This is a genomic window from Primorskyibacter aestuariivivens, from assembly GCF_028023675.1.
Taxonomy (GTDB): Bacteria; Pseudomonadota; Alphaproteobacteria; order Rhodobacterales; family Rhodobacteraceae; genus Marinovum; species Marinovum aestuariivivens.
Genome location: NZ_JAQIOZ010000001.1, coordinates 215797 through 227601 on the forward strand (window position 1 = coordinate 215797; position 11805 = coordinate 227601).

Annotated in this window: 13 protein-coding genes; 8 read left to right on the top strand and 5 right to left on the bottom strand. The window is 63.2% G+C overall.

What is annotated here, in order from left to right; genetic code table 11:
• Positions 1–10: 10 nt before the first annotated feature.
• Positions 11–718, top strand: coding sequence for a hypothetical protein (locus PGB28_RS01145; protein WP_271419632.1), 708 nt, complete (start codon positions 11–13; stop codon positions 716–718).
• Positions 719–849: 131 nt separating this feature from the next.
• Here the strand turns inward: PGB28_RS01145 and PGB28_RS01150 are convergent, their stop codons facing one another.
• Entirely contained in the window at positions 850–1308 is a 459-nt protein-coding gene (locus tag PGB28_RS01150) for an Lrp/AsnC family transcriptional regulator (RefSeq protein ID WP_271419633.1), read from the bottom strand.
• Between the two features lie 147 nt (positions 1309–1455).
• On the opposite strand from PGB28_RS01150, the gene cysG reads away from it, so the two are divergent.
• The 7 genes from cysG (at position 1456) to PGB28_RS01185 (ending at position 7557) form a co-directional block, all read left to right on the top strand.
• Positions 1456–2862 carry a siroheme synthase CysG gene (cysG, locus tag PGB28_RS01155; RefSeq protein ID WP_271419634.1) on the top strand — a complete coding sequence of 469 codons (1407 nt, stop codon included), beginning with the start codon at positions 1456–1458 and terminating at the stop codon, positions 2860–2862.
• Positions 2862–3170: a DUF2849 domain-containing protein gene (locus tag PGB28_RS01160; protein WP_271419635.1), complete on the top strand. Its 309-nt coding sequence runs from the start codon at positions 2862–2864 to the stop codon at positions 3168–3170. Before cysG ends, PGB28_RS01160 begins: the two co-directional genes overlap by 1 nt.
• 39 nt (positions 3171–3209) lie before the next feature.
• Positions 3210–4874, top strand: coding sequence for a nitrite/sulfite reductase (locus PGB28_RS01165; protein ID WP_271419636.1), 1665 nt, complete (start codon positions 3210–3212; stop codon positions 4872–4874).
• A 36-nt stretch (positions 4875–4910) separates the two neighbouring features.
• Positions 4911–5657 carry a phosphoadenylyl-sulfate reductase gene (locus PGB28_RS01170; RefSeq protein ID WP_271419637.1) on the top strand — a complete coding sequence of 249 codons (747 nt, stop codon included), beginning with the start codon at positions 4911–4913 and terminating at the stop codon, positions 5655–5657.
• Complete coding sequence (locus PGB28_RS01175; RefSeq protein WP_271419638.1) at positions 5654–6052, top strand: DUF934 domain-containing protein; 399 nt, start codon at positions 5654–5656, stop codon at positions 6050–6052. The genes PGB28_RS01170 and PGB28_RS01175 overlap by 4 nt, the downstream gene beginning before the upstream one ends.
• Positions 6053–6184: 132 nt before the next feature.
• The gene (locus PGB28_RS01180) at positions 6185–7033 is read left to right on the top strand and encodes a ferredoxin--NADP reductase (RefSeq protein WP_271419639.1); all 849 of its coding nucleotides are present in this window, start codon (positions 6185–6187) and stop codon (positions 7031–7033) included.
• 107 nt (positions 7034–7140) lie between these two features.
• Positions 7141–7557 (top strand): Hsp20/alpha crystallin family protein, encoded by a 417-nt coding sequence (locus tag PGB28_RS01185; RefSeq protein WP_271419640.1) that lies wholly within the window; start codon positions 7141–7143, stop codon positions 7555–7557.
• 22 nt (positions 7558–7579) lie between these two features.
• Here the strand turns inward: PGB28_RS01185 and glmM are convergent, their stop codons facing one another.
• The 4 genes from glmM to PGB28_RS01205 all read right to left on the bottom strand — a co-directional run bounded on the left by glmM (position 7580) and on the right by PGB28_RS01205 (position 11648).
• Positions 7580–8923 (bottom strand): phosphoglucosamine mutase, encoded by a 1344-nt coding sequence (gene glmM, locus PGB28_RS01190; protein ID WP_271419641.1) that lies wholly within the window; start codon positions 8921–8923, stop codon positions 7580–7582.
• On the bottom strand, positions 8913–9941 hold the full coding sequence (gene folP, locus PGB28_RS01195; protein WP_271419642.1) for a dihydropteroate synthase: 1029 nt from the start codon (positions 9939–9941) through the stop codon (positions 8913–8915). The genes glmM and folP overlap by 11 nt, the downstream gene beginning before the upstream one ends.
• 27 nt (positions 9942–9968) lie before the next feature.
• Positions 9969–10901: a dihydroneopterin aldolase gene (locus tag PGB28_RS01200; protein WP_271419643.1), complete on the bottom strand. Its 933-nt coding sequence runs from the start codon at positions 10899–10901 to the stop codon at positions 9969–9971.
• A 108-nt stretch (positions 10902–11009) separates the two neighbouring features.
• A complete protein-coding gene (locus PGB28_RS01205) occupies positions 11010–11648 on the bottom strand; it encodes a cell wall hydrolase (protein WP_271419644.1) in 639 nt (212 codons plus the stop codon).
• Between the last annotated feature and the right edge of the window lie 157 nt (positions 11649–11805).

An 11805-nucleotide genomic window follows, 5' to 3' on the forward strand; every position in this document is an offset into this window, starting at 1 on the left:
GTGAAAGCGTATGACACGTGCGCTTTCCATTTTACTCCTCGTCGCCGCGCTGGCCTTTGCCATCGGGCCGCTCGCCACGCCCGGCTTCAACGGCTTTACCGCCGACCAGTTCCCTATTCCGCAGATCGACCCGCCTGCGCAGCCCGCAGGCTATGCTTTTGCGATCTGGGGGGTGATCTATCTCTGGCTTATCGTCGGAGCCGGTTTCCAGCTTCTGATGCGCCATGACGCTCCGGACTGGGCGCCGATGCGCGTGCCGCTGATCGTGTCGCTCGTTCTGGGCGCAGCCTGGCTGGGCGTGGCGCAGATGTCACCCTTCTGGGCCACGGTGCTGATCTGGCTGATGTGGGGCGGCGCGGTTCTGGCGTTGATGCGCGCGCCGCGCCGGGATTGCTGGTTCGGGCATGGCCCCATCGGGCTCTATGCCGGATGGCTGACGGCAGCCTCAAGTGTCGCGCTGGCGCTGATGCTGGCGGGCCATGGGATCATGGGCGCGCGGCTTGCCGCGATCGTCGTGCTGCTTCTGGCGCTTGGGTTGGCCGTGACCATCACCCGCGCGCGCCCCGATGCGCAAAGCTTCCCGGCGGGCGTGGTCTGGGCGCTGATCGGCGTGATCGTGGCGAATGCACAGGGCGGATCGACCCTTGTCCTGCTCCTCGCCGCTTTCGGCGCGGCGGGCCTCAGCTGGCTCACCCTCACCCATGCGCGCAGGACGTGAGTCCTGCCCCTGAGCCGCTTCGCAGCAGAATTCCCCGCCCCGCGCCAGATGCGCCAACGCCAAAAGTAGTGTGTCGCTTCTCAACCTGTTGAGCAAAAGCGCGCGGCAGCGCTCATTTTGAAAACCCAACCTCACAAAGGCAGCGCAATCGTCGATTTGATCTCTTCCATCGACAAAAGCGCGGTCACGTTATGCACCTTCACCTCTGAAATTAGCGCCTGATAAAACGTGTCATAGGCGCGGGCGTTTTTCACCCGCACCTTCAGAATATAGTCTATATCCCCCGCCAATCTGTGCGCCTCCTGCACCTCGGCGCGTTTCATGAGCGCGTTCAGAAACGCCTCCTGCCAGGCCTTGTCATGCTCGGAGGTGCGGATCAGCACAAAGAAACAGGCCTCAAATCCCAGCTTGTCGGCATCCAGCTGCACGACCTGGTTTCCGATGATCCCGGCCTCGCGCATCTTGCGGATGCGATTCCAGACCGGCGTCTTGGATGAGCCGACTTCCTTGGCGATTTCATCCAGCGAGCGCCCTGCATCCGTTTGCAATGCGCCAAGAATTTTCCGGTCGATGTCGTCAAGACGCGCCATGGTTTTGCTTTCCCTCTGCTTTACGAAACATTCGCATTCCACGCAGCCACTCATAGAACAGGTGTTCTTGTTTTTGCAAGCATCTAGCGATTGGGTGGGAAAATTTCCTATATCTACCGCATAACCCAATGGCCGGAGCGATGCCCCATGCAACATTTTCCGATCTTTGTCAGCCTTGCCGGACGTCGCGTGGTTGTGTCCGGTGGTGGTGATGCGGCCTTGGCGAAACTGCGCCTTCTGCTCAAGACCAAAGCGCAGATCACCGTTTTCGCGCCACATCCCACGCCCGAGATTGCAGATTGGGCCAAGGCGGGCCGCTTGACATTGATCCGGCGCGCGCTTGCCCCTGGCGATGCGACCTGCGCGGTGCTGTTCTATGCCGCGGACGAAGACGCGCAAGAAGACGCCCGCACCGCCGCGCTGGCCCGTGCGGACGGGGCGCTGGTCAATATCGTCGATAATCTGGGCGACAGCCAGTTCATCACTCCCGCCATCGTGGATCGCGACCCGGTCACCGTGGCCATCGGCACCGAGGGCGCCGCCCCGGTTCTGGCCCGCGCGATCAAGGCCGATCTTGAGGCACGGCTTCCCACGCGCCTTGGCCCGCTTGCCCGGATCGGCAAAGCTTTCCGCAAGATGGCGGATGCCCTGCCCATGGGCCGCGCGCGCCGCGATTTCTGGTCTGACTATTATTTCCGCGCAGGCCCCCGCGCTTTTGACGAGTCGGGCGAAAACGGGGCCAAGGCCGCGCTGGACGATCTGCTGAACGCCCATCTGACACGCCAGTCCCGCCCCCCCGGCCACGTGGCCTTTGTCGGCGCAGGTCCCGGCGATCCGGAATTGCTCACGCTCAAGGCGCGCCGCGCGCTGGACGAGGCCGATGTGGTGATCCATGACCGGCTGATCACGCCCGAGATTCTCGAACTCGCCCGCCGCGAAGCGGTGCTGATCGACATGGGCAAAGAGGGTTTTGGCCCTTCGGCCAGGCAGGAAGACATCAACGCGGCTCTGATCGAACACGCGCAAAACGGCGCACAGGTCGTCCGGTTGAAATCCGGCGACAGCACCGTTTTCGGCCGTCTCGATGAGGAGATCGAGGCCGTGGAAGAGGCTGGCATCGGCTGGCATATCGTGCCGGGCATCACCAGCGCTTCGGCCGCCGTGGCCAGCATCGGCCAGAGCCTGACGCGCCGGGGCCGCAATGCCTCGGTCCGGTTCCTGACCGGCCATGACACCAAGGGTTTTGCCGATCACGACTGGCGCACGCTGGCGCGGCCCGGCGAGGTGGCGGCGATCTATATGGGCAAGAAATCCGCCCGCTTCATTCAGGGCCGTCTGATGATGCATGGCGCCGATCCCGCAACGCCGGTCACCATTGTCGAGAACGCCTCGCGTGCCGATCAGCGCATCATCGAGGCACGGCTGTCTGACCTGCCCGACACATTGGCCGCCGCCCGCGTCGATGGTCCGGCACTGACCTTCTACGGGCTTGCGCCCCGCGCTGCGGCGCTTGCGGCCCAACACGATTTCAACCTGACACAGGAGCTTGCCTGATGCCCCGCCAATTCACCCCCAAGGTCGTGACCGCCAATGCCCTGATCGAAGGTGACGTGGTCTACCTCACCTCGCGCGACGATTGGACCCGCCTCTTGCACGAGGCCGAAGTGCTCACCGACGAGGCCCATGCCGAACTGCGCCTGCTGGAGGCCAGCGCGCGCCATCACGAGGCGGTGGGCGTCTATCTCGCAGATGTGAAACTCGAGGCGGGCATTCCCCAACCTACCCATTTCCGCGAGGATTTCCGCCGCACCGGCCCCTCCAACTATTTCCACGGCAAACAGGCAGAGAGCCGAAATTCCTGAACAGGAATTTGGCCCGGCCCAGACACCAAGGACCCAGACATGTACCAATATACCGACTTTGACCGCGCCTTCCTTGCCGAGCGCAACGCCCAGTTCCGCCAGCAAGTCGAACGCCGAATCTCCGGTGCGCTGACCGAAGACGAGTTCAAGCCGCTGCGCCTGATGAATGGCGTCTATCTGCAACTGCACGCCTATATGCTGCGTGTGGCGGTCCCCTATGGCACGCTGAATTCGGCGCAGATGCGCAAGCTGGCCGAGCTGGCCGAACGCTGGGACAAGGGCTATGGCCATTTCACCACGCGCCAGAACATCCAGTATAACTGGCCCAAGCTCAGCGACATTCCCGACATGCTGGACGCGCTTGCCGAGGTCAACCTGCACGCGATCCAGACCAGCGGAAACACGATCCGCAACGTGACCGCCGATCATTTCGCCGGTGCCGCCGCCGATGAAATCGCCGATCCGCGCCCGGTGGCCGAGCTGATCCGCCAATGGTCCACCGACCACCCGGAGTTTCAGTTCCTGCCGCGCAAGTTCAAGATCGCCGTGACCGGCTCCCCCAATGACCGCGCCGTGACGAAGGCCCATGACATCGGGCTGCGCATGGTGGAACGCGACGGTGAAGCCGGGTTCGAGGTGATCGTGGGCGGCGGGCTTGGCCGTACGCCGATGATTGGCAAAGTGGTGCGGGATTTCCTGCCCCGCGCGGACCTCTTGCCCTATCTCGAAGCGATCGTCAGCGTCTACAACCTGCTGGGGCGGCGCGATAACAAATACAAGGCGCGGATCAAGATCACCGTGCATGAGAACGGGCTGGAAAAGATCCGGTCGCTGGTCGAAGAGCGCTTTGCCACGCTGCGCGCGCAGTTCGGCGGCGTCGATCAGGAGATGCTCAAGGGGATTGAGGCACAATTCGCTCCGCCCGCTTTCCATGCATCCGACAGCGACGATTTCCAGGCGGCATATGACAGCGATCCGGTGTTCCGCTCCTGGGTCGACACCAACGTGACCGCACATCGCCGCGATGATCACGCCATTGTCTCGATCTCGCTCAAGGCGCATGGCAAGACCCCGGGCGACGCAACGGCGGCGCAGATGCGCGTGATGGCGGACCTCGCAAAAGAACACGCCTATGACGAGCTGCGCATCAGCCACGAGCAGAACGTGATCCTGCCGCATGTGCCGCGCGCCGCCCTGCCCCGGCTTCATGCGGCCCTGAAAACCGCCGGTCTCGGCACCGCCAATATCGGGCTGGTCAGCGATATCATCGCCTGCCCAGGCATGGATTACTGCGCGCTGGCCACGGCCCGCTCGATCCCGATTGCACAGGAGATTTCCGAACGCTTCGACGCGCTCAAGCTGGAGCATGAAATCGGCGACCTGAAGATCAAGATCTCGGGCTGCATCAATGCCTGCGGCCATCACCATGTGGGCCATATCGGCATTCTTGGCCTCGACCGCGCGGGCGTGGAGAACTACCAGATCACTCTGGGTGGCGATGGCACCGAAACCGCCGAGATCGGCCAGCGCGCCGGCCCGGGTTTCTCGGCTGACGAGATCGTGCCCGCCGTCGAGCGGCTGGTTCTGGGCTATCTCGACCTTCGCGCGAGCGCCGACGAGACCTTTCTGCAGGCCTACCGCCGTTTGGGGCCTGCGCCCTTCAAGGCGCTGCTCTACCCCGAAGCCCGGGAAAAAGCGGCCTGATCTTCTTCTCTTTCACAATACGCGAAAGTCAAACCTGTGACCCAAGCCACGCACATAACAGACCTGCGCGCGCGCATGGCGGACCTGAACGACCAGTTCCGCCACCACGGTGCTACGGCGGTTTTGGCCGCTGCGCTCAATCGCCCGGAATTCGGGCAATTGGCCATGGTCTCCAGCTTTGGCGCGGAATCCGTGGCGCTGCTGCATCTGGTGGCGATGGTGCAGCGCGACACGCCGGTGCTGTTCATCGACACCCAGATGCTCTTTGCCGAGACTTTGGTCTATCAGGCCGAAGTGGCTGAGCGGCTGGGCCTGCGCAATGTGAAGATCATCCGCGCCAGCGAGGCAGAGATTGCCAAACGTGACCCTTACGGCGCAATGCATGCCAGCAATCCCGACGCCTGTTGCTCGCTGCGCAAGACCGAGGTGCTGGAGCAGGCGCTGGACGGGTTTGATGGCTGGATCACGGGACGCAAACGCTTCCAGTCCGGTACCCGCGCGGCGCTGGAATTCTTTGAATTCGAGGAAGAAACCGGCCGGATCAAGGTCAACCCGCTGGCCCGATGGTCGCGCGAGGATCTGCAAGACTACATGGAAGAGAACCGCCTGCCCAAACACCCGCTGGTGGCGCAGGGGTATCCCAGCATCGGTTGTGCGCCCTGCACGTCCAAGGTGGCCGCGGGCGAAGACCCCCGCGCCGGTCGCTGGCGCGGGCAGACCAAGGAAGAATGCGGCATCCATTTTGTGAATGGCAAGATGGTGCGAAAAGGAGAAGCAGCATGAGTGAAAACGTGATCGTGCGCGATACGGGCTTTGCCCGCGACGACTGGTCCGCAGGGTTCGAGGGCGGCGAGGCGCTTGACCTTGCCTCGGATGCACAGGTCGAGGAATTGGTGGGCAAACTGCCCACCCTACGGATGATCCGGGTGGATTTCCCCAGCTTTGCCGATGGGCGTGGCTTTACGCTGGCGCGGCTGTTGCGGCTCAAGGGCTATACCGGGCGACTGCGCGCCAAGGGACACGTATTGGCCGACCAATATGCCATGGCGCGGCGCGCGGGCTTTGACGAGGTGGAGATTTCCACCGAGCTGGCCGCCCGCCAGCCCGAGGAGCAATGGGTATTTCGCGCCGACTGGCGTGCGCATGATTACCAGTCGCGCCTGCGCGCCGCGGGCTGATCCAACCGCCGCCACCGCTTGCCCCCCGGAAAGGGAAAGAGAGGCCCGCGTCCTTGTGACCGGGCGTCTCTTTCCCTGACCTATGTCAAAGATTACTATGAGGTGCCGGTTTAGAAGGCCGGCAAAGATGCCATGACAGAGTTGACCAAAGTGACCGAAGCCAAAGCCATCAAGGTGCCCACCCTGCCCGACGCCCAGACCGTGACCGAGGTCAAGCACTGGACCGACCGGCTGTTTTCCTTCCGCGTGACGCGGCCGCAATCGCTGCGGTTCCGCTCGGGCGAGTTCGTGATGATCGGCCTGATGGGCGACCCGGACCCCAAGACCGGCAAGGTCAAGCCGCTCCTGCGCGCCTATTCCATCGCTTCGCCCAGCTGGGATGAGGAACTGGAGTTTTATTCGATCAAGGTACAGGACGGCCCGCTGACCTCGCGCCTGCAACATATCCAACCGGGTGACGAGATCATCCTGCGCCCCAAACCGGTGGGCACGCTGGTGCATGACGCGCTCCTGCCCGGCAAACGCATCTGGTTCTTTGCGACCGGCACCGGATTTGCGCCCTTTGCCTCGCTCCTGCGCGAGCCGCAGACTTACGAGGATTATGACGAGGTCATCATCACTCATACCTGCCGCGAGGCGGGGGAACTGACCTATGGCCGCGAGTTGATCGAGGGTCTAAAAGACGACGAACTGCTCAACGAAGTGATCGGCGACGGGTTCTGGAAAAAGATCAAGTATTACCCCACCACCACCCGCGAAGAGAGCGCCAAGATGGGCCGGATCACCGACCTGATGCGCTCGGGCGAGGCGTTTGAGGATCTGGGCGTACCGCCTCTGTCGCCGGATTGCGACCGGGCGATGATCTGTGGCAACCTGGCCTTCAACCTCGAACTCAAAGACATGCTTGAGGAATACGGTCTGGTCGAAGGGGCGAATTCCAACCCGCAGCATTACGTGGTGGAAAAGGCGTTTCTGGACTGAACCGCGCGCATTGCTTTTCAAAGGCCCGTTTTGATCCCGGTCAAAGCGGGTCTTTTTCTTTGACGGCAGACTTCCCATATCACGTTTCGTGAAAGGAGGACTACGTCATGGTTGAAAGCAACCAAACCGGCGGCCTCTGGCCGCAGCTTTACACCCCGTTTCGTCACTTGGGTTCGCGCATAGCCGAGTGGTTGTCTCCCGCGTCAGACGCATCTTCGGATGACGACGCCTATCGCATCTCGGTGGAATTGCCGGGCGTTAGCGAAAGCGACATCGCCCTGACCACCGAAGGGGGCGTTCTGACCGTCTCGGGCGAAAAGACCGCAACCCGCGAGGACAAGGGCGAGACATGGTATTTCACCGAACGCCAATACGGCGCGTTTCGACGCTCGTTCCGGTTGCCGGGCGATGCGGATGAAGACCGAATCGAGGCGCATATGAAAGACGGCGTGCTGGACATCACTGTGCCGCGCAAAGCGCCCGACGCGGGCGGCGGGCGCAAGATCGAGGTCAAGAAGGGCTGATCCGACCCGGTGGGCGCGCGGTTCAGGCCGCGCGCTCGACCGCGTCCACCACCCGGTCCACCACCGTTTCCAGCATCACCGGGTCTTCGCATTCCGCCATCACGCGGATCAGTGGCTCGGTCCCGGATTTGCGGATCAGGAGCCGCCCCTTGCCCAGCAGGTCGGCCTCGGCCGCTGCAATCGCCGCCTTGACCGTATCGGTCTCCAGCGGCAGCTGCCCGGCGGCATAGCGCACATTCCTGAGCATCTGCGGCACCGCTTCAAAATTTACCGCCAATTCCGAGGCGCGCCGCCCGGATCGCGCCATTTCCGCCAGGAATTGCAGCCCCGCCATCAACCCGTCGCCGGTCGTGGCATAATCGGTCATCACGATATGGCCCGACTGCTCACCGCCGAGGTTCCAGCCGCCGCGGCGCATCGCCTCGACCACATAGCGGTCGCCCACGCCAGTGCGTTCCAGCCGCAATCCGCGGCCCTCAAGGAACCGCTCCAGCCCGAGGTTGGACATCACCGTCGCCACAAGCGTGCCGCCGCGCAGGCGTTCTTCGTCGGCCCAGCGCGCGGCCATGAGCGCCATGATCTGATCGCCATCGGCGACCCGGCCGGTTTCATCAATGATCATCACCCGGTCGGCATCGCCATCCAGACAAATGCCCACATCCGCGCCATGGGCCACGACCGCCTCTGCCGCCGTCTGAGGTTTGGTCGATCCGCAGCCCTCGTTGATATTGGTACCGTTCGGGGACACGCCCACCGGGATCACCTCGGCCCCCAATTCCCAAAGCACCTCGGGGGCAGCGCGATAGGCGGCACCATTGGCGCAGTCGATCACCACCTTCATCCCGTCAAGGCTCATGCCCGCTGGAAAGGTGCTCTTGACCCGTTCCTGATAGCGGAACCGGCCATCGTCGATCCGCTGCGCACGGCCGATATTGCCCGCCTGCACCGGTTCCACCCCGGCCTCGATCAGATGCTCGATCTCGGTCTCGGCCTCGTCGTTGAGCTTGAATCCGTCGGGCCCAAAGAACTTGATTCCGTTGTCATGGGCCGGGTTGTGGCTGGCCGAGATCATGATGCCCAGATCGGCGCGCATCGACGGTGTGAGCAACCCCACCGCAGGCGTCGGCACCGGACCCAGAAGCAGCACGTTCATGCCGGTCGAGGTCAGCCCGGCGGTCAATGCGTTTTCGAACATGTAACCCGACAGGCGCGTGTCCTTGCCAATCACCACCCGGTGCACGCCCGCCTGTTCGCGGCGGAAGTAGCGGCCCACGGCAGCGCCGATGCGCAGCGCCATCTCGGCGGTCATCGGCGCGGTATTGGCGGTGCCGCGCACCCCGTCGGTTCCAAACAGCTTACGCCCCATCATGCTCTCCACTCTCGACGGCCTGCCAAAGGCGCAGTGCCTGTTTCGTCTCAGTCACGTCATGCACGCGCAGGATCTGCACCCCTTGTGCCACAGCCGCCAGCGCCACCGCAATCGATCCGGGCGCGCGATCTTCGGCATTGGGGGCCTGACCGATGGTCCGGATGAACCCCTTGCGCGACGCGCCCAGCAGGATCGGCACGCCCAGCCCGTGAAACAGGCTGAGATTGTGCAGCAATGTCAGGTTATGCGCCAGCGTCTTGCCAAAGCCGATGCCCGGATCGGCGATAATCCGGTGCCGTGGAATGCCAGCCTCGACCAGCATGCAAATCTGCGCCTGCAGAAAATCATAGATATCCAGCAGCACGTCGGCATATTGCGGATTATCCTGCATGGTCTCGGGATCGCCCAGCGCATGCATCACGCAGACCGGCAATTGGTGTTGCGCGCAATAGGGTGCCAGCGCCTTGTCATAGGTAAAGCCCGACACATCGTTGACCAGCGCGGCCCCGGCTGTCACGGCGGCCTTGGCCACCATGGCCTTGCGCGTATCGATTGAGATCGGCGCGTCGATGCTGCTGTAAAGCGCGCGGATCACCGGCTCCACCCGGGCAAGTTCGGCCTCTTCCGGAACCGTGATCGCGCCCGGCCGGGTGCTTTCGCCGCCAATGTCGATAATGTCGGCCCCTTGCGCGACCATGGCGCGCCCATGGCTCACCGCGCGGGCCGGACCGGCATGCGCCCCCCCGTCCGAGAAACTGTCCGGCGTAACATTGAGAATGCCCATGATGCGCGGGCGATCCATGCTCAGCCCGGCAATCGGCGGGCGCGGCGTGGTCAGTGTCTGGCGCGCGGTCTCGGGCATGTCGGCCACCGGAACGATGACCGGAGGTGCCGACCGCGACAGAATTTCAACATGGGTGAACCAACAGGCGCCGCCAGCAAGCGCAAGCGCGGTATCGGGGCGTGCCGGACCGGTCTGGACCAGCGGACGCACATACTCGGTAAGACCTTTCATGCGGGCTGAATGCGTCAAACTGCGCGCTCAATCAAGCGCGCTTTGATCCACTGCGACGCTGCGCATGGTCAGCCCCGCCGCCTTCGGCAATTCCTCGCCAATCACAACTAGTTCGCGGGCCTCAAGCGCCTCGGCAAACCATGCCGCCAGCGCTACGGAATCGCGCGGCTGGCTTTCGGGGCCTTCGACAGCGTCCAGCACGATCTTGGACGGGGCCCAAAGGCTGATCTGGCCATTCTTCATCCCCCAGTCCAGCTCGGTGCGCGTGCCAACCACCACGCAGCGGGCATCGCGCGCCGCCAGAACCCATCCGTTTTGTTCGATGGCGAGGAGATCGATGCGCCGTTGGGCAAGCGCATGGCTGGCGCGGGGCCGTGGCCCATCGGGCAGGCCAACGCAAAGCACGACCGGCGCGCCCTGTTGCGACAGCCAGTCAATCCAGCCGGACAGATGATCCGACGCAATCGCCGCATTCGACAGGTAGACCACCCGGGGATGCGGTTTTTCTTCGGTCAGATGCCCCACCACCCCGGGTGTCAGATCCCGGCGCGACCGCACGATCTCGACCCCAAGTGCGCCCGGTCCCCGGTCCAGCTTTTCGATGCGCACGAAAACCCGCATCGCCTGCGGTTCCAGCAGGATGCGTTCGGCCACACGTTCGGCCAATGTCTCCAAAAGGTTCAGCCGCTCCGCCGCAAGCTCATAGGCAATCGCCTCGGTCACCCGGTCATAGCTGAGGATGCGGTCAACATCGTCGTCAAGCTGATCGCTGTCATGCGCCACTTCGACGACCACGTTGAAGCAAACCCGCTGGGTTGTGCCCCGCTCGGCCTGAAAGGCGCCGATTTCCACCTCGACAATGTGATCGCGCAGGGAAATCCGGTCGCGGGGCGTATCGCCTTCGGTGGCTGCCGCACGCTCGGACGGGTGGGCAAAGGCGAGATGGATATCCTGGCTCATGTCGAATTCCGGCGGATGGCTTTGGTCTGGGGCTATTGGCCCGACCTAGCAGCCCATCACAGGGCGCGCCAGCGTCGTTTCTGCCGCCTCAGGGCCAGATTGCGACACTCAACGCGAGGCTTGCCGCACGTGACGATAGAATTTGTGCACGCCAATCGTCGTGGTGTGGTCAAAGACCCGCGCCCATTTCGGACGTACAGCGGTGGTGTGATAATGCGTCGCCCCATCGGTCAGCTTGCGCGGCAGGCCGGACAGCATGGCCCGCGCGATCTTGCCGACGCGGGCATAGGCCGCGGGTTCATTGATATGTTCGGCAATCCCATCGCAGGTATAGGTGAACTGGCACGCGTATTTGCGACCCGTGCCCTGATTGATCACACCGCAGACCGTGTCTGGGAACCGGCTGCTGTCCACCCGGTTCATGATCACTTCGGCCACCGCGACCTGACCCTTGATGCTTTCGCCGCGCGCCTCGAAATAAAGCGCTTGCGCCAGGCAGGCCCATTGCTTGCCGCCTTCGCCCTTGGGCAGGGAGTTTATCCAGGACTGGGAATAATCCACCTTGCCGGAGCCCAGCGGTTTCGCCGCGCCCATGGCCCATTTCAACGTGGCGTTGGGCACGTTTTTGAGACCCTTTCGCTCAACCTCGATCAGGCTTCCCACCTCATCCAGACGCAGTTCGGCCTGGGCCCCGGGGCCGGAAAAAACCGCAAGAATGACAGCAACGGCAGCAAAACGCAGACGCATGTTGAACTCCAGACAAGTACCTCTTGGCCCGATCAGCACAGGCTCAATCCAGCGTCATATAGCGTTTTGATGAATTTTTCGCCAGTGTCGCCCTGACGCAGGCATAGCGGGTATGTCGTCAGCGCAGCACTGCACTAACCTCCCCGCTAGATACTTC